The 21,871-nt window shown below is 71.5% G+C and carries 26 protein-coding genes and 1 pseudogene; 17 read left to right on the forward strand and 10 right to left on the reverse strand.

Annotation, left to right across the window (positions count from 1 at the left end):
* The 3 genes from QMK34_RS40580 to QMK34_RS40590 form a co-directional block, all read left to right on the forward strand.
* Positions 1 to 536 (forward strand): alkaline shock response membrane anchor protein AmaP (locus QMK34_RS40580; RefSeq protein WP_326420125.1); only part of this gene is annotated, 536 nt, incomplete at its 5' end.
* 25 nt (positions 537 to 561) lie between these two features.
* On the forward strand, positions 562 to 1,641 hold the full coding sequence (locus QMK34_RS40585; RefSeq protein WP_326420126.1) for an ATP-dependent DNA ligase: 1,080 nt from the start codon (positions 562 to 564) through the stop codon (positions 1,639 to 1,641).
* Between the two features lie 115 nt (positions 1,642 to 1,756).
* The gene (locus QMK34_RS40590; RefSeq protein WP_326420150.1) at positions 1,757 to 3,280 is read left to right on the forward strand and encodes an alpha/beta hydrolase; all 1,524 of its coding nucleotides are present in this window, start codon (positions 1,757 to 1,759) and stop codon (positions 3,278 to 3,280) included.
* Positions 3,281 to 3,361: 81 nt separating this feature from the next.
* On the opposite strand, the gene QMK34_RS40595 is transcribed toward QMK34_RS40590, so the two are convergent.
* A complete protein-coding gene (locus QMK34_RS40595; protein WP_326420127.1) occupies positions 3,362 to 3,604 on the reverse strand; it encodes a DUF2630 family protein in 243 nt (80 codons plus the stop codon).
* Between the two features lie 87 nt (positions 3,605 to 3,691).
* Here QMK34_RS40595 and trxA point away from each other — a divergent pair, with 87 nt between their 5' ends.
* Entirely contained in the window at positions 3,692 to 4,039 is a 348-nt protein-coding gene (gene trxA / locus QMK34_RS40600; protein WP_326420128.1) for a thioredoxin, read from the forward strand.
* A 69-nt stretch (positions 4,040 to 4,108) separates the two neighbouring features.
* On the opposite strand, the gene QMK34_RS40605 is transcribed toward trxA, so the two are convergent.
* Positions 4,109 to 5,038 carry a proline dehydrogenase family protein gene (locus QMK34_RS40605; RefSeq protein ID WP_326420129.1) on the reverse strand — a complete coding sequence of 310 codons (930 nt, stop codon included), beginning with the start codon at positions 5,036 to 5,038 and terminating at the stop codon, positions 4,109 to 4,111.
* A gap of 25 nt (positions 5,039 to 5,063) precedes the next feature.
* On the reverse strand, positions 5,064 to 6,692 hold the full coding sequence (pruA, locus tag QMK34_RS40610; RefSeq protein ID WP_326420130.1) for an L-glutamate gamma-semialdehyde dehydrogenase: 1,629 nt from the start codon (positions 6,690 to 6,692) through the stop codon (positions 5,064 to 5,066).
* Positions 6,693 to 6,790: 98 nt separating this feature from the next.
* Between pruA and QMK34_RS40615 the strand changes: the two genes are divergently transcribed.
* Positions 6,791 to 8,401: a PucR family transcriptional regulator gene (locus QMK34_RS40615; protein ID WP_326420131.1), complete on the forward strand. Its 1,611-nt coding sequence runs from the start codon at positions 6,791 to 6,793 to the stop codon at positions 8,399 to 8,401.
* A gap of 82 nt (positions 8,402 to 8,483) precedes the next feature.
* Here the strand turns inward: QMK34_RS40615 and QMK34_RS40620 are convergent, their stop codons facing one another.
* Positions 8,484 to 8,678, reverse strand: a complete 195-nt coding sequence (locus QMK34_RS40620; RefSeq protein ID WP_326420132.1) for a hypothetical protein — start codon at positions 8,676 to 8,678, stop codon at positions 8,484 to 8,486.
* Positions 8,679 to 8,711: 33 nt separating this feature from the next.
* Here QMK34_RS40620 and QMK34_RS48135 point away from each other — a divergent pair.
* Positions 8,712 to 8,804, forward strand: a pseudogene (locus tag QMK34_RS48135) (TetR/AcrR family transcriptional regulator); the annotation flags it as partial.
* Positions 8,805 to 8,817: 13 nt separating this feature from the next.
* Entirely contained in the window at positions 8,818 to 9,261 is a 444-nt protein-coding gene (locus QMK34_RS40625) for a hypothetical protein (protein ID WP_326420134.1), read from the forward strand.
* A 4-nt stretch (positions 9,262 to 9,265) separates the two neighbouring features.
* On the opposite strand, the gene QMK34_RS40630 is transcribed toward QMK34_RS40625, so the two are convergent.
* Together QMK34_RS40630 and QMK34_RS40635 are read right to left on the reverse strand one after the other, a co-directional pair.
* Positions 9,266 to 10,315 carry an MsnO8 family LLM class oxidoreductase gene (locus QMK34_RS40630; protein ID WP_442785329.1) on the reverse strand — a complete coding sequence of 350 codons (1,050 nt, stop codon included), beginning with the start codon at positions 10,313 to 10,315 and terminating at the stop codon, positions 9,266 to 9,268.
* A gap of 7 nt (positions 10,316 to 10,322) precedes the next feature.
* Positions 10,323 to 10,715, reverse strand: coding sequence for a DUF6221 family protein (locus QMK34_RS40635; RefSeq protein ID WP_326420136.1), 393 nt, complete (start codon positions 10,713 to 10,715; stop codon positions 10,323 to 10,325).
* 246 nt (positions 10,716 to 10,961) lie between these two features.
* On the opposite strand from QMK34_RS40635, the gene QMK34_RS40640 reads away from it, so the two are divergent.
* A complete protein-coding gene (locus tag QMK34_RS40640) occupies positions 10,962 to 11,396 on the forward strand; it encodes a hypothetical protein (protein ID WP_326420137.1) in 435 nt (144 codons plus the stop codon).
* Between the two features lie 13 nt (positions 11,397 to 11,409).
* On the opposite strand, the gene ligD is transcribed toward QMK34_RS40640, so the two are convergent.
* The 3 genes from ligD to QMK34_RS40655 are packed head-to-tail and all read right to left on the reverse strand — an operon-like array spanning position 11,410 to position 13,605.
* Entirely contained in the window at positions 11,410 to 12,432 is a 1,023-nt protein-coding gene (gene ligD, locus QMK34_RS40645) for a non-homologous end-joining DNA ligase (RefSeq protein ID WP_326420138.1), read from the reverse strand.
* A gap of 9 nt (positions 12,433 to 12,441) precedes the next feature.
* The gene (locus QMK34_RS40650) at positions 12,442 to 12,996 is read right to left on the reverse strand and encodes a GNAT family N-acetyltransferase (RefSeq protein ID WP_326420139.1); all 555 of its coding nucleotides are present in this window, start codon (positions 12,994 to 12,996) and stop codon (positions 12,442 to 12,444) included.
* Positions 12,997 to 13,032: 36 nt separating this feature from the next.
* The gene (locus QMK34_RS40655; RefSeq protein WP_326420140.1) at positions 13,033 to 13,605 is read right to left on the reverse strand and encodes a GNAT family N-acetyltransferase; all 573 of its coding nucleotides are present in this window, start codon (positions 13,603 to 13,605) and stop codon (positions 13,033 to 13,035) included.
* 67 nt (positions 13,606 to 13,672) lie between these two features.
* On the opposite strand from QMK34_RS40655, the gene QMK34_RS40660 reads away from it, so the two are divergent.
* From QMK34_RS40660 to QMK34_RS40700, 9 genes are all read left to right on the forward strand, one after another.
* Entirely contained in the window at positions 13,673 to 14,347 is a 675-nt protein-coding gene (locus QMK34_RS40660) for a TVP38/TMEM64 family protein (protein WP_326420141.1), read from the forward strand.
* Between the two features lie 258 nt (positions 14,348 to 14,605).
* Positions 14,606 to 16,249, forward strand: coding sequence for a serine/threonine-protein kinase (locus QMK34_RS40665; protein ID WP_442785330.1), 1,644 nt, complete (start codon positions 14,606 to 14,608; stop codon positions 16,247 to 16,249).
* A gap of 51 nt (positions 16,250 to 16,300) precedes the next feature.
* Positions 16,301 to 16,606, forward strand: coding sequence for a hypothetical protein (locus QMK34_RS40670; protein WP_326420142.1), 306 nt, complete (start codon positions 16,301 to 16,303; stop codon positions 16,604 to 16,606).
* 19 nt (positions 16,607 to 16,625) lie between these two features.
* A complete protein-coding gene (gene msrB / locus QMK34_RS40675; protein ID WP_326420143.1) occupies positions 16,626 to 17,048 on the forward strand; it encodes a peptide-methionine (R)-S-oxide reductase MsrB in 423 nt (140 codons plus the stop codon).
* A gap of 78 nt (positions 17,049 to 17,126) precedes the next feature.
* Positions 17,127 to 17,585, forward strand: a complete 459-nt coding sequence (locus tag QMK34_RS40680; RefSeq protein WP_326420144.1) for a TIGR04222 domain-containing membrane protein — start codon at positions 17,127 to 17,129, stop codon at positions 17,583 to 17,585.
* A 47-nt stretch (positions 17,586 to 17,632) separates the two neighbouring features.
* Positions 17,633 to 18,544: a TIGR04222 domain-containing membrane protein gene (locus QMK34_RS40685; RefSeq protein WP_326420145.1), complete on the forward strand. Its 912-nt coding sequence runs from the start codon at positions 17,633 to 17,635 to the stop codon at positions 18,542 to 18,544.
* A 42-nt stretch (positions 18,545 to 18,586) separates the two neighbouring features.
* Positions 18,587 to 19,510, forward strand: coding sequence for a TIGR04222 domain-containing membrane protein (locus QMK34_RS40690; protein ID WP_326420146.1), 924 nt, complete (start codon positions 18,587 to 18,589; stop codon positions 19,508 to 19,510).
* Positions 19,503 to 20,315, forward strand: coding sequence for a DUF692 domain-containing protein (locus QMK34_RS40695; RefSeq protein ID WP_326420147.1), 813 nt, complete (start codon positions 19,503 to 19,505; stop codon positions 20,313 to 20,315). The genes QMK34_RS40690 and QMK34_RS40695 overlap by 8 nt, the downstream gene beginning before the upstream one ends.
* Positions 20,312 to 20,653: a hypothetical protein gene (locus QMK34_RS40700; protein ID WP_326420148.1), complete on the forward strand. Its 342-nt coding sequence runs from the start codon at positions 20,312 to 20,314 to the stop codon at positions 20,651 to 20,653. Before QMK34_RS40695 ends, QMK34_RS40700 begins: the two co-directional genes overlap by 4 nt.
* Before the next feature lie 5 nt (positions 20,654 to 20,658).
* Here QMK34_RS40700 and QMK34_RS40705 read toward each other — a convergent pair.
* A partial coding sequence (locus QMK34_RS40705) for a CoA transferase (protein WP_326420149.1) occupies positions 20,659 to 21,871 on the reverse strand: 1,213 nt, incomplete at its 5' end.

Raw genomic sequence — 21,871 nt, forward strand, 5'->3', positions numbered from 1 at the left:
TCCTCGTCGGCCTGCTCGCGCTGCTGGCCGGTGCGGGCGCGCTCGTCGTCGGCGCCGGTTGGCTGGGCGAGTACCGCGCCCAGCGCGCGGTGCTGGACCCGATGGCGGCAGACTGGCTGGGCGCGCACGCGACCCCGTCCCGGATCGGCGCGATCGTCGCGGGCGTGGTCCTGCTGGTGCTCGGGCTCTGGTGGTTCGGCCGGTCGGTGCGCCAGGAAGGACGTCCCGACCTGGCACTGGAACGCGAGCCCGGCGACGAGCTGATCGTCACCGCGGCCGCGATCTCCGGGGCCGTGCGCGCCGACGCCGAGCTGATCGACGGGGTCAGCCGGGCCAGGGCCCGGTCCGTCGGCACCGGCGAGCACCCGGCGTTGCGGCTGGAGCTGTGGCTGCGGGAAGGGGCCGACCTGAAGAAGGTATGGGCGGAGCTCGACACCTTCGTGCTGGCGCGGGCCAGGGACTCGCTCGGGGTGGAGGTCCTGCCGACCGCGGTGCGGGTGGAACTCGACACGGGCACCAAGCAGCGGGTGCGCTGAGCGGGCTTTCGGGCAGAATGCGCGCATGTCCTCTCCGCTGCGGCCGCCGCTGAAGCCCATGCTCGCCAAGCCGGCGAAAGCGATCCCGGACTCCGGCGGGCTGCTGTTCGAGCCGAAGTGGGACGGGTTCCGCTGCCTCGTCTTCCGCGACGGCGACGAGCTCACCCTGCAGTCCCGCTCCGAGAAGCCGCTCAACCGGTACTTCCCCGAGGTGGTGGCGCGGCTGTCGAAGTCGCTGCCCGAACGGATCGTGCTGGACGGCGAACTCGTGATCGCGCGTGACGGCAAGCTGGACTTCGACGCGCTGACCGAGCGGATCCACCCGGCCGAGAGCCGGGTGAAGCTGCTCTCCGAGCAGAACCCGGCGGAGTTCGTCGCGTTCGACCTGCTGGCGCTCGGCGACGAGTCCTTTTTGGAGGATCCGACGTCGGAGCGCCGCGCGCGGCTGGAAGCGCTGAACGTCGAAGGAGTCCACCTCACCCCGGCCACCACCGACCCGGAGACCGCGCGGAGCTGGTTCGAGCTGTTCGAGGGCGCCGGGCTGGACGGGGTCATCGGCAAGCCGCTGGCCGAGCCGTACGCGCCGGGCAAGCGGGTGCTGCTCAAGTACAAGCACAAGCGCACCGCCGACTGTGTGCTCGCCGGGCTGCGCTGGCACGTGGACGGCGAGCCGGGCGAGCTCGTCGGCTCGTTCCTGCTCGGCCTCCACGACGCCGACGGGCTGCTGCACCACGTCGGCGTCGTCGGCTCGTTCCCCGTCACGCGGCGTCGCGAGCTGGCCGAGGAGCTCGCGCCGCTGATCACCGACGGCGCCGATCACCCCTGGCTGGGTGACGCGGTGCAAGAGGGCCAGCGGGTCCCCGGCGGCATCACCCGGTGGAAGTCGAAGGAACAGCCGTGGGTGCCGCTGGCGCTCGACCGCGTGGTCGAGGTCGCCTATGAACACACCGAAGGCGGTGCGCCAGCCCGGTTCCGGCACACCTCGCAGTTCGTGCGCTGGCGCCCCGACCGGGAGGTCGCGTCGTGCGGGTACGCCCAGCTGGCGGAAGTCGCGCGCTACGACCTCGACGCGGTGTTCCGCGGCGAAGTGGTCCGGACCCGCTAACCCGGGCCCTACACCGGGCGTGCGAAGCTCAGCGAAATCCTGTCCGGAAAGTGAGGACCAGCCCGTGCGCCGCCGTGGTTTCGCCAGCAGCCTTCGTTCCCGGCCCCGGCTGGTGATGGTCACGATGCTCGTCTCGGCCGTGCTCGCCGGCTGCACCGCGGGCCCGTCCGTACGGCCCGCGGTGGTCGAGAACGACGGGAAGCCGCGGCCGAACGTGCCGCCCGCCGCCCAGCCGGCGCCGTTGCCGCCGCTGGCCGAGCCGCAGTCCCCGTCGATCAAGTGGAGCGACTGCGACGCCGACACCCGCGAACGGCTCGGCTCCCCCGCCGTGCCCGACTCCCTGAAGTTCAGCTGCGCCCGCGTCGCGACCACACTCGACGCCCCCGACCTGCCCGGCCGCGGGCTCGCGCGGATCTCGGTGCTCAAGGTCGGCACCGGCACGATCCCGCTCGCGGTGGTCAACGACGTCGACGGCGAACCCGGCTCGCTCTACACCGCGCGCCTCGCCGCCACCCTGCCGCCCGCGTTCCTGCAGAAATTCTTCCTGGTCGGCGTCGACCGGCGGGGCACCGGCGCGTCCGCGCCCGTGCAGTGCATCCCCGGCCCGGTCCGGCGCGACCTGCTCGGCGGCGACCCGGCGGCCCAGGACCTCGAGCCGGTGCTGGACGCGGCCCGCAAGGCAGGCCAGCAGTGCGCGATCGAGCTCGACAACGCCCAGGTCGCGCTCGACAGCTGGCGCGGCGCGGGTGATCTGGACGAGCTGCGCAAGGCACTCGGCCTCGAGCGGCTCAACGCGCTCGGCCACGGCGACGGCTCGAAAGTCCTCGCGGACTACGCCGTGCGCTACCCTGGCCAGGTCGGCCGGGTGGTCCTCGACGGGCTGCCCGACCCCGGCGCGGACACCGCCGCGGTCCTCGACGCCGTCGCCGCCGGAGCCCAGACGACGCTCGACGCGTTCGCCGCGGACTGCGTGAGCCGGGGCTGCTCGCTCGGCGACCCCAAGGCCGCGCTGACCGCCGTCGCCGACCGGCTGCGCACTTCCCCGGCGGTCAGCGAGGACGGCGCCGAGTTCGGGCCCGGCATCGCGCTCTACGCCGTCTACGCCGGGCTGGGCCAGCGCTCCCGCTGGCCCGAGCTGGCCGACGCGATCACCGCCGCCCGCGCCGGGAACGTCGACGGCCTGCAGGCGTTCGCCGCGCCGTTCCTGCTGGACTCCCGCGCGAAACCCACCCGGCTGGACGGCACGATCGCCACCCGCTGCAACGACAGCGCCACCCGCCTGCCCGCCGACGAGATCACCAAGGTCGCCGGGGTCATGAAGGGCAAGTACCCGCAGTTCGGCACCGTCCTGGCCCAGCAGCTGGCCTGGTGCAGCCCCTGGCCGGTCCGCCGCGAAGCCCTGCCGCCCGCGGGCGCCGCGGGCGCGCCCCCGATCCTCGTGGCCAGCACGGCGGCCGACCCGATGACCCCCGAGCAGGGCACCGTCCGCGCCGCCGACCAGATGCCCAGCGCGGTGACGATCTCCTGGCAGGGAGCGGGCCACGGCGCGTTCAGCACCTCCCCCTGCGTCACCGACGCGGCCAGCGCCTTCCTGACCGACGGCAAGATCCCGGTGGACGGCACCCTCTGCCCCGCCTGACCCTCCCGCTAGTGTCATGAAAGGGTCTTTGCGGACAAAAAGTGTCCGCAAAGACCCTTTCATGACACCGGGGACGAGCGTCTACTGGCGGTAGGACTCGACCTCGCTGATCGGGCGGGCCTTGGCGTCTTCGGGGTTTTCGTCGAACTCGACCTTGGCGCGGCGCTGGCGCAGCAGGTCCCAGCACTGGTCGAGCTGCTGCTCCACCTCGGCGAGGCGGGTGCGGTCCTCCGAGGTGAGCCCGGAGCCGAGGGCCCGCGAGCGCAGCTGGTGCTCCTCGCTGACGAGCTCGTCGATACGGCTGTGGATCTCTCCGTCGGCCATGTGTCTCCTCCTCGGCTGGTCAACCTGCCCGAACGCTACGCCCGCGCGCCGGGAATGCGCACCGGGGCCGGTTTTGTTCGCACACGTATGAGCACAGTCGAGCTGACCGCCGCCAACTTCGACGAAACCGTCTCCGCGAACGATTTCGTGCTGATCGACTTCTGGGCGGGCTGGTGCGGTCCGTGCCGCCAGTTCGCGCCGGTGTACGAGAAGGTGTCCGAGGCACACGACGACATCGTCTTCGCCAGCGTCGACACCGAGAACGAGCAGCAGCTCGCGGCCGCGTTCGACGTCCGGTCGATCCCGACGCTCGCGATCATCCGCGACAAGACCGTCATCTACGCGCAGCCCGGCGCGCTGCCGGAGAAGTCCCTCGAAGAGCTGATCCAGAAGGCCCGCGAGGTCGACCTCACCGAGCTCAAGAAGCAGGCCTGACCCAGATGCCCCTGAAGGCCACCATCACGGCGTTAAACGCCGTGATGGTGGCCTTCAGGGGCAATCGAGCTAGCTCTTCGTGGCCAAGCCGCGCAGGAAGAACGTCAGGTTCGCCGGACGCTCCGCCAGGCGGCGCATGAAGTAGCCGTACCACTCGTCGCCGTACGGGACGTAGACGCGCATCGTCTCGCCGTCGGAAGCGATCCGCCGCTGCTCGTCGGGACGGATGCCGTAGAGCATCTGGAACTCGTGGTCCGCCGGGGTCCGCGAGGCGTCCATGGCGAGCTGCTCCGCGATCGCGATCATCCGCGGGTCATGCGAGGCCACCATCGGGTAGCCCTCGCCCGCCATCAGGACCTTCAGGCAGCGGACGTACGACTTGTCCACTTCGGACTTGCCCTGGAACGCGACCGACTCGGGCTCGGAGTACGCGCCCTTGCACAGCCGCACTCGCGAGCCGGGGCCGGACAGCTCGCGGCAGTCCTGCTCGGTGCGGTGCAGGTACGCCTGCAGCACCGCACCGACCCACGGGAAGTCGACGCGCAGCGCACGCAGGATGCCGAGCGTCGAGTCCGTGGTGGTGTGGTCCTCCATGTCGAGGGTGACCGTGGCGCCGACGGCGGCCGCCGCGAGACAGATCTTCCGGGCGTTCTCCAGGGCGATCTTCTCGCCGTCGACCGGCAACGACTGCCCGACGGCGGAGAGCTTGACCGACACGTCCGCGCCCCGGGCGAGGCCCTCGGCGGCGAGCGCGGAGAGCATCTCCTCGTAGGCGCGGACGGTCGTGGCCGCCTGCGCGGCGTCAGTGGTGTCCTCGCCGAGGTGGTCGAGGGTGATCCGACGGCCGTCCTCGGCCAGTTCACGGACGACGCGGGTGGCGTCGGCCGTCTCGGACCCGGCGACGAACCGGCCTACCACCGATCGGGTGACGGGCACGAATTCGATCAGCGAGCGCATCCGCCTCGATCGGGCGGCGGCCAGCAACGGGGCACGCAACATCACTGACTCCTTGAGCTAGCGGGCCTCAGCCCTGGTGCGGGTAACGGACGCTGGTGGGGGCCACGAAGGTCTCCTTGATCGAGCGGGGGCTCGTCCAGCGCTGGAGGTTGAAGATCGAGCCCGCCTTGTCGTTGGTGCCCGAAGCGCGGGCGCCACCGAAGGGCTGCTGGCCGACGACGGCGCCGGTCGGCTTGTCGTTGACGTAGAAGTTGCCCGCGGCGAAGCGGAGCGCCTCGGACGCCTTGGCCACCGCGAGGCGGTCGTTGGCGATGATCGCGCCGGTCAGCGCGTACTGGGCGGTCTCGTCGACCAACTTGAGCACCTGGTCGTAGTCGGCGTCGTCGTAGACGTGCACGGCGAGGATCGGGCCGAAGAACTCGGTGCGGAAGATGTCGTGGTTCGGGTTGTCCGAGACCAGGACGGTCGGGCGCACGAAGTAGCCGACGCTGTCGTCGACGGTGCCACCGGCGATGACGTCGATCTCGGCGTCGTTCTGGGCACTGGCCAGGACGGCCGCGTGCTTGTCGAACGCGCGGCGGTCGATCACCGCGCCACCGAAGTTGCTCAGGTCGGTGACGTCGCCGTAGGTCAGCGCCTCGGTCTCGGAGATCAGGTCGTCCTTGAGCTTCGACCACAGCGAACGCGGCACGTAGGCGCGCGAAGCGGCGGAGCACTTCTGGCCCTGGTACTCGAAAGCGCCGCGGACCATCGCGGTGCGCAGGATGTCGACGTCGGCCGACGGGTGCGCGAGGATGAAGTCCTTGCCGCCGGTCTCGCCGACGAGCCGCGGGTAGCTGCGGTAACCGGCGATGTTGGCGCCGACGGTGCCCCAGAGGTGCTGGAACGTCGCGGTCGAACCGGTGAAGTGGATCCCGGCCAGGTCGCGGTGGGTCAGTGCGACCTCGGAGACGGCCTTGCCGTCGCCGGGGAGCAGGTTGATGACGCCCGGCGGCATACCGGCCTCTTCGAGCAGGCGCATGGTGAGGTGCGCGGCGAAGCTCTGCGTCGGCGACGGCTTCCACAGGACCGTGTTGCCCATCAACGCGGGCGCGGTCGGCAGGTTACCGGCGATCGCGGTGAAGTTGAACGGCGTGATCGCGTAGACGAAGCCCTCGAGCGGACGGTGCTCGAGGCGGTTCCAGACACCCGGCGAGCTGATCGGCTGCTCGTTGAGGATGCGACGGCCGAACTCGACGTTGAAGCGCCAGAAGTCGGCGAGCTCGCAGGCGGCGTCGATCTCGGCCTGGGTCGCGGTCTTCGACTGGCCGAGCATGGTCGCGGCGTTGAGCTTGGCGCGCCACGGGCCGGACAGCAGGTCGGCGGCGCGAAGGATGATCGCGGCGCGGTCGTCGTAGGACAGCCCGCGCCACTCCGGCGCGACGGCCGCGGCGGCGGCGATGGCGTCGGTGGTGTCGGCGGCGGTCGCGCTGTGGATGGTGCCCAGCACGGCCTGGTGGTTGTGCGGCTGCACGACGGGGATCTTCTCGCCGCCGCCGGCGCGCTGCACGCCGCCGATGGTGGCGGTGATGTCGATCGGGTCGGCGTTGCCCAGCTGCTTGAGCGCGCCCTCGAGTTCAGCGCGCTCAGCGCTGCCGGGCGCGTAGGTCAGCACCGGCTCGTTCTTCGGGGCGGGGGTCTGGGTCACGGCGTCCACCGGCGGCTCCTGACGAATAACACCTGCATTGGCTCTTGCCCCGAACGGTAACTCCGCAGGCGGTCGCGTGGGTTGTTCCAACGGCTAGAATCAGGGTGATGACTTTGTCCGATCGGATGACACGCGAGATGACACCGCCCCCGAGCACGTCGCTACGCCACGTGCTCGGCACCCTCGGCGAGCCGTTGCTGCGGCTGCTGGTCGCGCCGCGCGGCCTGGGCGTCGCCGTCGAGGACGTCGTGATCCTCGATCCAGAGGACCCGCCAGAGCCGCACGCGGGGGACCTCGTGCTGGTCATCGGCGCGCGAGGCCGTGACGCCGCGCCCGCCGTCCGGGCAGCCGGGCGCGCCGGAGCGGCGGCCGTGGCGGTCAAAGGCGGCGCGGGCTTGGCGGACATCGCGGCCGACGCCGGGGTGGCGCTGCTCGCGGTGGGCGTCGAAGCGCGCTGGGAGCAGGTCGAGGCGCTGGCGCGCGGGGTCGTCGACGTCGCACGAGTGGGTGGCGAGGCCGAAAGCGGCGAGGTGCTCGGTGACCTGTTCTCCCTCGCGCAGACCATCGCGACCCTGACCGGCGGCCTGGTCAGCATCGAGGACACCGCGAGCCGAGTGCTCGCCTACTCGCGGGCGGGCGACGAGGTCGACGAGCTGCGGCGGCTGTCGATCCTCGGGCGCGAAGGCCCGGAGCGCTACCTCGCGATGTTGCGAGAATGGGGCGTCTACCAGCGACTTCGCGCGGGTGAAGGCATCGTGCGCATCGACGAACGGCCCGATCTCGGCATCCGGGCGCGCATCGTCGCGGGCATCCACGCGGGCTCGCAGCCACTGGGCACGATCTGGGTCCAGGAGGGCGCGAAACCGCTCACCGAGCAAGCCGAGGTCGCGCTGCTGGGCGCCAGCCGGACACTCGCCCCGCTGCTGATCCGGCACCGGACGCTGCCGAGCCCGGAGCTGCGGCTGCGGGAGGACCTGCTGGCCAGCCTGCTCGACGGACGGGTCGACGCGGAGTCCGTGGCCGACGACATCGGCGCCGACCCGGCCCGGCCCGCGCTGGTGCTGGCGTTCGCGCTGCACCGCGAGAGCGGCCAGGTGGACCGGCAGCTGCGGCGGGCCGAGCTCGTGCACCTCATCGCCGTGCACACCGCCGCGTACCGGCGCAGCGCCTTGGTGAGCGTGATCGGCGCCAGGGTGTACGCGCTGCTCCCGGACCTCCCCGAGCACGCCGAAGCCCGGGTTTCCGCGCTGGCCAAGGAAATCGTGGCCGCCGCGCGACGCCACCTCGACCTGCCGGTGCGCGCGGCCCTGGGTGGGATGGTGGCGACACTGTCCGAAGCGGCGGCGTCCCGCGGCGACGCGGACCGCGTCCTGGCGACGATGGCGCGCGGCCACTGGACCGAGGACGTCGCCTCGCTCGCCGACGTCCGCGCCGAGGTGCTCCTGTCGGAGGTGCTGGCGTTTCTCTCGCAGCAGCCCCGGATCCGCGATCCCCGGCTGACGGAACTGGTGGCGCACGACGCCGAACACGGGGGCATCCTGGTGCCCGCGGTACTGGCGTACCTCGACGCGTTCGGCGATGTCCGGCGCGCGGCGGGCGTGCTGAACATCCACCCCAACACCGTCCGCTACCGCGTCCGGCGCGCGGGCGAGGTGTCCGGCATCGACCTCGACGACCCGGCTCAGCGCCTGCTCACCCAGCTCCAGCTGCGCCTCTGAAGGCCACCATGAGGGACTCTAACGCCCTCATGGTGGCCTTCAGAGGCGAACAGAGCGGGCCAAACGGACGTGATTGGACCAGTCAGAGCTGGCCGACGGGGCCGTAGAGCCCGGCCGGGCCGACGGGGAGTCCCAGCAGGGCCAGGAAGTTGGCGTAGATCAACCGGCCGCCGAAGGCCTCGGCGGTGCCGGGCTGCAGGAGGTTCGACAGGACGGTGCGCGTGTGACAACCGGCGTTCGCGGGCTTCCCACCCAGGCGTGCGTCGAGCCAGGTCAACGCGGAGGGAACGCCGGTGAGCAGGGCGATCCCGTGCTCGGCAACGGCTACGACCAGGTGTCCATCGACGAGATCGCCACCGAGGCGAACCTGGCCAAGGGGCTCCTCTACTACTATTTCCCCAGCAAGCGCGCTCTACGTGGAGGTCGTCCGGCAGGCCGCCGACGACCTGGCCCGGTGCACGGCACCCGACCCCGAAGTCCCCGCGGCGGACCGGACCGCTGCGGTACTGGCCGCGCTGATCAGGTGGGCCGACAGCTACGGCGAGCCGCTGCGGATCCTGCTCGGCAAGGGTGGCGGCGCCAACCCCGAACTCCAGGCGATCATGCGGGACGCCCGCCGGAAGCAGGTCGACCTGATGCTGGCGGGCATGCGGGACGCCCGCGCCGAACTCGACCTGCCACCGTTGCCGGACACCCCAGTGCTGCGCTACGCGGTTCGCGGGTGGATCGGGTTCATCGAAGGGCTGCTGGCGGATTGGCTGGAGCAGCGTGACATCCCCGAAGACCAGCTTCTGGCCCTGATGCTGCACGCCGCAGGCGGCGCGCTCTCCGCGGCACGCCGGACGGCGTCACCCGAGTGAACAGCTACCGGGCGGACGACGTTTCACGGAGACCCGCGAGTTCGGCCAGCGCGCGGTAGGAATCCAGCCGCTCGGCCTGGTCGTAGACGCTGGTCGTGACCAGTATTTCGTCGGCGCCGGTGCGCGCGGCGAGGGCGGCCAGCGTCTCGGCGACCTCGTCCGGGGTGCCCGCGATCTGCCCGTCCAGCGACTGCTCAAGCCGGGTCCGCTCGCGGTCGGTCATCGGCAGCGCCAGGATCTCGTCCGGCGGCGAAAGCGGCGGGAAAACGCCGTGGGTACGCGAATAGACCGTCGACCAGGCTTCGGACACCAACATCCGCCGGGCAGCGTCAGCCGTCTTCGCGACAGCCACCGCACTGGAAACCACCACGTAAGGCGACCAGGACACCGAGGAGGGCCGGAAGTCGGCGCGGTAGCGGTCGATGGCCTCGATCATCGGACCTTCGCCGCGGATCGCGCCGATCACCAGCGGCAGGCCCAGTTCGGCGGCCAGCGCCGCGCCGGCGCCCGTGGCCAGCAGGAAAGCCGGGACCCGCAGGCCTTCGGCGGGGATGGCGTGCACGCCGGGATACGCGGACGTGCCCTCGAAGAAGCCGAGCAGTTCGCGGACCTGGTCGCCGAACCCGTCCGCCGCCTCCCTGCCGTGTCCCAGCGCGTGGCGGATGCCCTCGGTGAAACCAACCGAACGGCCGAGTCCCATGTCGATCCGGCCGGGGAACAGCGCTTCGAGCACGCCGAACTGCTCGGCCACCACGAGCGGGCGGTGGTTGGGGAGCATGACGCCGCCGGTGCCGACCCGGATCCGCTCGGTCGCGGAGGCCACGGCAGCGGCGAGGACTGTCGGCGCCGAGCCGGACACACCCGGCACGCTGTGGTGTTCGGACACCCAGAACCGGTGGTAGCCGAGCGCTTCGATGTCCTGGGCGAACCGCACGGTGTCGCGCAGGGCCCGCGCGCTACCTTGGCCGCGTCGGGTAGGCGAGCGGTCGAGCACAGAGAGCCGGGACGGCAGCGAGGTCACGCCCTGATCAACGCGCGAGGTGCGCCGGGCCATTCCCGGGTCAGAGCCGCCAGCGCTCGCTGTAGTCCGAGTGGTCGGCGTAGGGCAGGGACAGCAGCCGCAGCGTGGTGCACCAGTTCGAACCGGCCTCGTCACTGGGCACGTGACACGTCTCGCACCAGTACTCGCCGCCGTAGAGGGGGAACCCGGGGACCTTCTCCGACACGGTGGTCCGGTGCGCCAGCAGGATGCGCCGGGTGGCTTCGATCTCGTTGATCATCTGGCTGACCACGTCGAGCTCCATGTCGGTCAGCCCGCGGATCCGCTTCTCGATGACCACCTTCGACTCGCCCCGGTTGAGCGACTCGCCGCTCTTGGCCTTCTTGACCGCCTGCATGATCAAGGCTTGCCGCTGTCCCACGCGAGCGGCCAGAAACGCGATCAGGTCGTCCAAGACGGCCCTCCCTCCACAGCTCACTCCGGGGACCCGGTTCGGGGTAGTCGGTGACGATCGACCTGACGTTACAGTCAGAATTCATCCGTCACACACCGCCGCCGACCGCGGACGATCTGTCATCCTTTCCAGCAAACCACCTGGCCACCCCTGTTCAGTCCATCAATTAAGACTCGAATCGGCAACCGCAGGTAACGTCACCGCGAATCGGGACGAGAGCCCACTAGCGGTCCCGAGGAGGCGTCGATGACACAGACCGGCAGTCCGGACGTCCGGCCGTGGCTGGCCGGGATCGCGGTCGCGCTCACCGCGGGCGCCGGGGTCGGCGTGGCCGCCGCGTTCGCCGCAGGCGGCGTCACGGCGGGAATGCCCGGGAGCCCGCCCCCCGCCGTGACCGTGACCGCCGAAGCGCCCCCGGCCACGGCCGCGCCGATCGCCGACGACGGCCCCCGTACCCGATTCGCGGACGGGCTCTACCGGGTCGGCACCGACATGGCGGCCGGGGCGTACACCTCGGCCGGACCGGCGGCGGGCGAGATCCGGCGCTGTTTCTGGGCCCGGCTCAAAGCGGGTCCCGGCACGAAGGTCATCGCCAACGGCCTGTCCGCGGGCGCGACCCGGTTCACCGTGAAGAACGGCGAGTACGTCCAGATCAGCGGCTGCGAGTTCGTGAAGACCTGAGCGGCCCGGCCCCTCAGGTGTCCGCGCGCGCCTTGCTCGGCTGGACCCGCTTCGGCTCACCGGGCATTTTCGGATAGTCGGGCGGATACGGCATCTCGCCGAGCCCGTGGTCCCGCTCATCGCGGGCGTACCACTCGAGCAGGGTCTCCAGGCCGAACGCCTTCTCGTCCATCACCGCGTGCGGGTCGCCGTACTCGGCGTAAACGCCTGGCACGGTCAGCACGTCGAAGTCGTCCGGGTGCACGTCGCCGAGCTGGGCCCAGGTCAGCGGGGTGGACACGGTGGCCCGCGGGGTGCCGCGCACCGACCAGGTCGACGCCACTGTCCGGTCACGGGCGGCCTGGTTGTAGTCGATGAACACGCGGCCGCCGCGCTCCTCCTTCCACCAGGCGATGGTCGCCTTCTCCGGGACGCGCCGCTCCACCTCGCGGCCGAGCGCGATCACCGCGTGCCGCACGGCGATGAAGTCCCACTCCGGCCGGATCCGCACCAGCACGTGCACGCCGCGGCCGCCGGAGGTCTTCGGGTAGCCGGTCAGCCCCGCCTCCTCAAGCACCTCCCGCACCACGGCCGCGACCGCCACGGCGTCGGCGAAACCGGCCTCGTCGGGCGGGTCGACGTCGATGCGCAGCTCGTCCGGGTGGTCGACGTCGGGACGGCGGACCGGCCACGGGTGGAAGTCGAAGGTGCCGAGGTTCGCCGCCCAGGCGAACACCGCGGGCTCGGTCGGGCAGACCTCCTCGGCCTTGCGGCCGGACGGGAAGGTGATCTCCACCTTGTCCACCCAGTCGGGTGCGCCCTTCGGCAGCCGCTTGGCGTAGAAAACCTCGCCCTCGACCCCGTCCACGTACCTCTTCAGCGTGGTGGGACGCTCGCCGATGGCCCGCAGCAGCGGCTCGCCGACGGCGATGTAGTACTCCACCACCTGGCGCTTGGTGATCCCGCGCTGGGGGAAGTACGGCTTGTCCGGGCTGGACACCCGGATGGTGCGCTCCCCGACCTGGTACTCGACCGGCTCGCCATTCTTCTTGGGCATGCCCCCACGTTAGCGGCGGTCACCGACAAGAACGGACATCCGCACCACGTCGTGCCACTCCCGCTCCCAGCGCAGCGCGTCGCGCAGCACGCCCTCACGGACGAACCCGCACTTCTCGTAGACCCGCTCGGCGCGCGGGTTGTGCGCGAACACCTCCAGCCCGACGCGGTGCAGGCCGAGCACGTCGAACGCGTAGTCCAGCGCCAGCCTGGTCGCCTCCGTGCCGTAGCCAAGGCCGAACAGGTGCGCCCCGGCCAACGAGATGCGGAAACTCGCGGAGTCGTTGTCCTCGTCGATGTCGTTGAGCACCACCTCGCCGAGGAAGGCGCCGTCGGAGATCCGCACCAGGGCGTAGTCCGCGCGGTCCTCCCGGCCCGGTCGCGTGGCCGCCCAGTCGTCGATCTGCGCCCGGGTGAACGTCTGGTGCGTGCCGGTCAGCCGGATGTTCTCGGGGTCCTGCAAGGACGACCACAGCCCATCGGCGAATCGCCCGTCCAGCTGGGTCAGCAGGACCCGCTCGCCCCGCAGCTCGGGCTGCACGATCAGGGCCTCGATGGCGATCATGGGCAGCAGTATGGTCCATCGAAGGACACGAAACGGTCAGCCAGGCCGTCCCCGCTCGGTGGCCAGTGCGGCCATCACCACCACGTCGTGCCACTCGCCGTCCCAGCGCAACGCCTGGCGCTTGACGCCCTCGGCCACGAACCCGCACTTCTCATAAACCCGCCGCGCCCGCGGGTTGTAGTCGAACACCTCGAGGCCGACGCGGTGCAACCCGACGACGTCGAAGCCGTAGTCGAGGACCAGCCGGGTCGCGCTCGTGCCGTAGCCCCGGCCCGGCGCGGCGGCGGCCAGCGCGATGCGGAACTGGGCCGAGCGGTTCGCCACGTCGACGACGTTGAAGGAGACGTCGCCGAGGAACTCGCCGGTCTCCGCGTGCAGGATCACCCAGTCCGCCCGGTCGTCACGCCCGGCCAGCCCGCGGTGCCACGCCCGCACCTGCTCGAGGTCGAACTCGTCGTGCGTGCCGGTGAGCCGCCGGGTCTCCGGATCGTTCAGCCGGGCGAGGCACTGCGCCGCGTAAGTCCCGTCGAGCTGGGTCAGCAGGATCGAGTCACCCCGCAGGTCGGGCTGGACACGCAGGGCGTTGATGTTGACACCGACGTTGATCATCGGGCCAGTCCAGCACAGCCGGGGTGCGGTCGTCCCGCGGTTTTCGGCGGTGCCCTACCGTGGTGACGTGTCCGGCAGAACCAAGCTGATCCTCGCGCTCGTGGTGCTCGCCGCCCTGGTGGCGGCCGCGCTCCTGCTGCCGATCCCCGGCCCGGCCCAGCTCAGGGACTGGTCGCGGGCAACCGGTCCGGCGACTCCGCTGCTGTTCCTGCTGGCTTACTCGCTACTGACCGTGGTGCCCATCCCCCGGACGGTGTTCAACCTGGTGGCGGGGCTGCTGCTGGGCACGGTGACCGGCATCCTGATCGCCCTGCTCGCCACCACCATCGCGGCCGGGCTGGCGTTCGGGCTCGCGCGGCTGCTCGGGCGCGACCTGGTCACGAGGCACCTGCACCGGAGCGCGGTCGCGGCGGTGAACGACCGGCTGTCCGGTGGCGGTGTGCTGGCCATCACCTCGCTCCGGTTGATCCCGGTGGTGCCGTTCGCCCCGCTGAGCTACTGCTGCGGGGTTTCGTCCGTCCGCCTGCTCCCCTATCTCGCCGGCACCGCGCTGGGCAGCGTCCCGGGTACGGTGGCGGTGGTGATTCTGGGCGACGCGCTCACCGGCGACACGCCGCCCGCACTGCTGGCCTGCTACGCGGTGTTCGCCGCGCTCGGCGCCGCCGGGCTGGTCAGGGTGTTCCGGAAGCGGCCGCCGAAGGCCGTCGAGGACGAATACGTGACCTCGACACCGGCTGGCTGACGGGGATCACGATCGGCGGCCCGCTACACTCGATCGGGTGTGCGGACCGGGGTTCACCCCGCCGTAGCAGGCTGACGACCTTGACGCCGTCCAGCCAGGAACGCGGTCCAGCGAGCAAAGCAGTACGACCCTTGGTCACCAGGGTTTGCCCATCGTCACCAGGTTTGCAGAGTTACCGTCCGAGGAGCAGGCGCCATCGATACCGGTCAGCTGATCGCGGGGCATTACCGCCTCGCCGAGCACATTGGTAGCGGCGCCATGGGTGTGGTCTGGCGCGCCGTCGACGTGCGCCTGGAGCGCTCGGTGGCGATCAAGCAGATCCTCCCCCAGCCCGGTGTCTCCGAAGCCGAGCGGGACAACATGCGCCAGCGCGCCATGCGCGAGGCGAAGAACGCGGCCCGCTTCCAGCACCCGAACGCGATCGTGGTGTTCGACATCGCCGAGTACGGCGGCGACCCCTGCCTGGTGATGGAGTACCTGGCCGGGCCGAGCCTCTCCGCCATCCTGGCCGCCGAGGGCACCCTGCCGCTGGGCCGGGTGGCGCACATCGGTGAGCAGGTCGCGTCGGCACTGGTCGCCGCGCACCGCGCCGGGATCGTGCACCGCGACGTCAAGCCGGGCAACATCCTGATCGACGAGCACGGCACCGCGAAGATCACCGATTTCGGGATCTCGCGCGCGGCGGGCGACATGACGCTGACCCAGACCGGCCTGATCGGCGGCACCCCCGCCTACCTGGCGCCCGAGCTGGCCAGGGGCTCCGACCCGGTGCCCAGCTCCGACGTCTTCGCCCTCGGCGCCACGCTCTACCAGGCGCTCGAAGGCCAGACGCCGTACGGCAACACGACCAACCAGCTCGCCCTGCTCTACGCCGCGGCGAACGGCCAGATCAACCCGCCCCAGCAGGCGGGCGCGGCGACGGCCCTGCTGATGAGCCTGCTGCGGTCCGAGCCGGAAGAACGGCCGACCATGGCCGAGGCGCGCGACAGGCTGGCCGCGCTGGCCGCCCAGGAACCGACCCCGCCCGGGATGGCGGTCTCCCCGCCGCTCTACAGCACCGGCAACGGCACCGGCACCGGTGGCCGGCAGCCCGCGGCGCCCGACACGCCGGGCCACGGCAGTGAGCGTCCGCCGTGGCAGCGCGTCGGGACGTCCTCGTCCCCGCCCACCCCGCCGCCGGCACCCGCGCTCCCGCCGCCGCCCCAGCAGCGCAAGCCCCCGCCCGCGCCCACCGCGGCGTACATGCCGATGCGCTCCCCCGCGGCGCCCCCGAACACCCCGCCCCGCCCGGCGCCTTCGGCCGCGTACATCCCCACCGCGAACACGGGCGGCACCACTCCGGACACGAAGCGCAAGGCCGCGATGTTCGCCGGGGTGGGTGCCGCGGTCGTCGTGGTCGCGGTGGTCGTCTTCCTGGTGCTCAACTCCGGCGGCGGCAAGGGCAACACGACGGTCGCGCAGCCGCCGCAGAGCTCACCGAGCGTGGCGCCGCCTCCGGCGGCGTCATCGTCCAAGTCCGTTGTCCCGACGCCGTCGAACATCGGCGGCAAGGTCGACCGCAAAGCCGCGATCGACCTGATCTATAACTTCGCCAGCGGTATCGTGATCAACCAGCCACTGGCCAACGCCTGGCCGATGCTCGCCCCCGACGCCCAGCAGCGCTACGGAGACCAGGCCGCGTTCACGGCATTCTGGACCGAGCACGCCGTGAACGGCTGGTCGGGCAGCCGCTACACCAACAACGGGCAGAACGAGACCGACGGCTCGGTCGAAGTGCAGTACACGATCAAGTTCAAGAACGGCGACTCCCCCGAGACCAAGACCGTCAAGGTCGTCCAGGGCCCCAACGGACCGTTGATCAGCGGGGAAACCAGGGCTGGCTTCGGCCAGGCGAACCAGTGACACTCGCCGCCGGGAGTGTGCTGGACCCCGCCGGTGGCTTACTCTGTGAACATGGCCGAAATCGGACCTTCCGGGCCTCGTCAGCACCCTCGGTTCCACGAGGACCTGGTCGGGCTCGACCCGTTTGACCCGGACGCTCGCGCTTTCGCCGAGCACTTGGACCGCATTGAACGGTGCGGACCCACCTTCACCGTCGAAGCCTGCCTCGACGGTGTCTCCGATTTCGCCGATTCCAGCAACCGCCTCGGCGGCCTCCGCTGGTGGGTTTCGGCGGCCGTGGTGATCCTCATCGTCGTCGGCGTGATAGTCACCGCTTGGGACATCGTGGGACGAGCGATCGAGTGGCTCGCGGCGTAACGTGGTCAGCGTGAAAGGCATGAAACCCGTTGTCGGCGCCACTCCGCGAGTGGTGAAGTCCGAGCAGGAATGGCGGGCGGAACTGAGCCCGGAGGAGTACGCCGTGCTCCGCCAGGCCGGTACCGAACGGCCGTTCGTCGGTGAGTACACCGACACCAAGACCACCGGCGCCTATCTGTGCCGCGCCTGCGGGGCCGAGCTGTTCCGCAGCGACACCAAGTTCGAGAGCCACTGCGGCTGGCCGTCGTTCTTCGACCCGGCGGACTCGGACGCGGTGATGCTCCGGGAGGACCGCGAGATGGGTATGAAGCGCATCGAGGTGATCTGCTCGTCGTGCCACAGCCACCTCGGCCACGTGTTCGAGGGCGAGGGCTACGACACCCCGACCGACCAGCGCTACTGCATCAACTCCATCTCACTGAAGCTCGTTCCCAAGTCGTAACCGGCCACGGCCAACCAACGCCCTCTTCCCCGCGTTCTCGTCGACACGGCGCACGCACCGGGGAGGAGGGCGTTTCTCATGAACCGACTGTCGACCGTCTATCACGTGGCGTCACTGGCCGGCGGGCCGCGCCGGGTCGCCGAGACCGTGCTCGCCGCGCTGCTGGAGCGCGAGCAGATCCGGCTGGGCACCACCGGCAGGCTCTACCTCACTCCCCTGTTCCCGCCGGACCCGCTCGGCCGCGAGGCGGTCGGTCTGTTCGCGGGGCGGGACGGCGTCCCCGTGGCCGAACTGGTCGCCGAGCTGGCGCTCACCCCGGCCGTGAGGGCGGTGCGGGACGACCTCGCGGGCCGCGGCCTGCTGACCCGGCCGCCACCACTTAAGCTGCTTCGGCACGTGCTGGCACCCGGCAGGCCGACGAAGGCCGGGCGCCGGGCGCTCGGCGAAGCCCGGGACGATCTGAGTCTCGTCAGCGGGGCGGCGGGCGCGGTGGCGCTGGGCGGGCTGCGGGTTTTCCTGAACGCCCATGAGCGCTGAGGTCCGGAAAGTACGGTCTTCGCAACTACCGAGAGGCGGCGGCACACATGAACGATCCCTGGGGCATCTCCGGACCGGCCTTCATCGGCATCTACGTCGTCCTGCTCCTGGTCCCGATCTTCGTCGGCCCGCTGGTCCGCGCGGCCGCGAACCGCGGCGCGGGCACGGCGACCTACGACGGCGGGCCACCGACGGTGTACGAGCTGGCCTATCTCGCGGGCGGTGCGTCCCGGGTGGTCGAAACCGTGGTCGCCGCGCTCGTCGAACGCGGTCAACTGCGGGTCAGCAGCACCAAGAAGCTCAAGGCGGCCGGGACCAAACCGGCCGAACCGCTGGAGTGTGCTGTCGCGGAGGCCACGAGCGACGCTGTCGGGTCGACGACCACGGGCATCAAGAACTGGGTCCAGCGCAGCGAGCCGATGCGGTCGCTCGTCGCCGGGCTCGCCCAGCGGGGCCTGGTCATGCCGTACGCCGGGCTGCGGCTGAGCAAGCAGATCGTGGTGTGGCTGTACGTCGGAGTCCTGGCGCTCGGCTTCGCGCGCGTGTTCAACGGGGCGTCGCTCCACCGGCCGGTCGGGTTCCTGATCCCGTTGCTCATCGTCGCGTTCGTGGCGGCCTTCATCGCTTCGCGCCGAAGCAAGCGTGAGCTGACTCAGCCGCCGACAAAGGCGGGCCGACGGATGCTGGCGGACGCGCGTGCCTCCCACGAGGACTCGGCCGCACACCAAAGCCGGCCGTCCGGGTTGCTGCTGGCGGGCGCGGCGGGCGCGGTGGCACTCGGCGGGCTCGCGATGTACCCGGACGAGGAGCTCAGCTCGGTCTTGATGACGCAGCCGTCGACCGCCTTCGGGGGCATGTCCGGCGGCGGCTCGTCCGGTGGCGGATCTTCCTGCAGCAGCGGAAGTTCCTGTGGGGGTGGCGGTGGCAGTTCCTGCGGCGGCGGGGGCTGCGGCGGCTGACAACGGCGCTTCTTTGTTCGGAGAGAGAGGGAGGGGAACACGATGAACGAACTGTGGGGTATTTCGGGACCGGCTTTCCTGTGGCTGTACGGCGGTTTGCTGCTCGTACCGATCCTTGTCCGCTTCGGCTGGGCAGCACTGGCTACGCGGCGGGCACCAGCGGCGGACAACGCCCGCCCGCTGACCGTGTACGAGCTCGCGTATCTGGCCGGCGGGCCGGACAGGGCGGTCGACACGGCTGTCGCGGCGCTGGTGGAGCGAGGTGCGCTGCGGGTCAGCAGCACCGCGAAGAAGGTGCTGGCGACCGGGGAGACGCCGGCCGACCGGCTGGAGCAGCACGTCGTCGCCAATGTGGGGGACAACGGCTCCTCCACGTCCAGCCTCCGCATCCGGGTGCGCCCGGCCAAGGCGCTCAAGGCGCTGGGGGCCGGCCTCCAGGCCCGCGGACTCGTGCTGGAGCCCGAGCGGCTCAAGCTGATCCGGCGCACGGTGGTCGGTCTGTACCTGGTGCTCATCGTGCTCGGGTGCGCGCGCTGGGTGGGCGGTGTCTCGGCGAAACACCCGGTCGCCTATCTGGTCGCGCTCATCGTCGTGGCCGTGATCGCGACGATCATCGCGTGGCGGCGAGCCGGGCGCTCCGACCACGGGATGCTGACCAGGGCCGGGCGACGGATGCTCGGTGACGCCGAGAAGCAGCGGAAGGGCGCGTCACCGACGGGCACGCTCCTGGCGGGTGCCGCGGGGGCGGTCGCGCTCGGCGGGCTCGTGATGTACCCCGACGACGAACTCGCCGGAGCCCTCCTGCCGATGCACGCCCAGAACGTGGCTTGGGGCGGCTCGGGCAACTCCACCGGCGGCTACACGTGCAGCTTCTCCAGCTCCGGTGGCTCGTCCTGCAGCGGAGGCGGTGGCGGCAGTTCCTGCGGCGGCGGTGGAGGAGGCGGTGGTGGTGGTTGCGGTGGCTGACAAGCCGGGCAGGCTCGGCGTCGGGATCGGCTGGCGGCACGAGCTCGACCTGTCGATCGCCCGGCTGCCGGGGGTCGGCTGGGTCGAGGTCGTGGCCGAGAACCTGCACGCCGGGCACCTGCCGGAGACGCTGCTCGCCCTGCGGGAGCGGGGGATGCCGGTGCTGCCGCACGCCGTCTCGCTCTCGCTGGGCGGCGCCGAGCCGCTGGACACCGCCCGGGTGGAACACCTGGCCGAAGTCACCCGCGCGCTCGGCGCCCCGCTCGCCAGCGACCACGTCTGCTTCGTGCGCGCGGGCGGGCTCGACACCGGGCACCTGATGCCGCTGCCCCGCACCCGCGAGGCGCTGGACGTACTGGTGGACAACGTCAAGCTGACTCAGTCCATTGTGGACGTCCCGTTCGCGCTGGAGAACATCGCGGCGGTGCTGGAGTGGCCGGACGCCGAGCTGACCGAGGCGCAGTTCCTGCGCGAGCTGACCGAACGCACCGGCTGCCTGCTGATCATCGACGTCGCCAACCTCTACGCCAACGCGCGCAACCTCGGCACCGACCCGGCGGCGTTCCTCGACGAGATCCCGTGGGAGCGGCTGGCCTACGTGCACATGGCGGGCGGGATCGAGCAGGACGGCGTCTACCACGACACGCACGCCCACCCGGTGCGCCCGGAGGTGCTGGACCTGCTCGGCGAGCTGCGTGACCGCGTCGACCCGCCCGGTGTGCTGCTGGAACGTGACGACGACTACCCGACCGACCGCGAACTGGCCGCCGAACTGGCCGCGCTGCGCGACGTGGTGACGCGATGAGCTCGCCGCGGGAACGGCTGGCGGCGGGCCAGGCGGAGCTGGTCCGCGCGCTGCTGGCTGGCGGCCCGGCACCGCTCGGATTCCGCGCAGACCGGCTCCGGGTGGAGGCGGATGTTTTGCGCCGCAAGCGAATGCGGCTCTTCGCCTTCCTGCGGCCGGACGTGCCGGACGCGCTGGGCGACCGGTACCGGGAGCTGTTCGAGGCGTTCGCGGCCGGCCATCCCAAGGCCGTCACCACCCGCGCCCGCGAGGACGCCGACAACTTCGCCACCTGGCTCGTCGAACGCGGCGAGCTCCCGAAACCCTGGCCCCGCTGGCTGCGCCGCTTCCTCCGCTGAGGCGACTACCAGGTGGCTTTGTCGGCACCCGGGAGGTGCGAGGCCTCGAACCAGTACGGGGGCGCGCCGGGCAGGACACCGGGGAACTTGACGCGGGTGAGGCGGCCGAACGGGCTTTCGACGTCCTCGAGGAGCCCGGTCGTGTCGAGCTCGGGGGCCTCGGATTCCTTGCGCCCCAGCGAATCGAGCCAGCGCCCGGTGCCCGCCAGCGAGAGCCGGACGTGCCAGCTGCCGCCTTCGGTCATCGAGCGGCGCAACGCGGTCATCACGCCCGCGGCGGTGAGCCAGCCGGTCGCGTGGTCGAGCGCCTGCACCGGCAGCGGGCCGGGCTTGTCGAGCCCCGCGTCGCGGGCGCCCTCGTCGGCGATCCCGGACGCCATCTGGACGAGACTGTCGAAACCGCGCCGCCGCGCCCAGGGCCCTTCCCAGCCGTACGCGGACAGGTCCGCCACCACGATCCCCGGCCGCAGCTCGGCGAGCTCCCCGGGGCCGAAACCCAGCGCGGCCAGCGAGCCCGGCCGGAACGACTGGATGAACACGTCCGCGCGGCCGACCAGCTTGCGCAGCTTCGCGCGGCCGCCGTCGGAGTCCAGGTCGAGGAACGTCGAGCGCTTGCCCATCCCGGTGTCGATCGGGAGCGGGTGCACGGTCGGCAGGTGCGCGGCGCCGACGTGCAGCACGTTCGCGCCGTGCGCGGACAGCACCCGGCCGGCGACCGGCCCGGCGATGACGTGCGTCAGCTCCAGCACCTTGAGCCTGCCCATCGGGCGGACGGAGTCGAACACCTCCCGCGGCGGGGCGGCGGCGATCGGGCTCAGCTCGACCAGCGGCAGCCCGGCGACGGCCTGGCCCTGCGGGTGGGCGAGCCAGTCCTCGCGGGTGCGCATCGCGGCGGCGGCACCACCGGCGCCGACCACGGCCGTCTCGACCTCCCGCGCCGACCGCGCGAAGACGGCCTTGGCGACCGCCGCCCTGGTCGCGGGCACGCCGAGCGACCAGCAGACCGCGGCGGCGTGCTGCGGGTAGTTGCAGTGCAGTTTGACCCAGCCGTCGGCGGCCCGGTAGTCGCCGGACAGCGACGCCCAGACGTCGCCGGGCGACTCGCCGTCGATCCGCAGCTGCCGCTCACTGTGGAACGCGGCGGCAGCGTGCCGTGTGTCGACCGAGACCGGTCCCGGCTCGATGCCGCGAGCCCGCAGGAGCTCCCCCGCCCCCAGC

It is taken from the genome of Amycolatopsis sp. H20-H5 (assembly GCF_035828755.1).
GTDB lineage: Bacteria > Actinomycetota > Actinomycetes > Mycobacteriales > Pseudonocardiaceae > Amycolatopsis.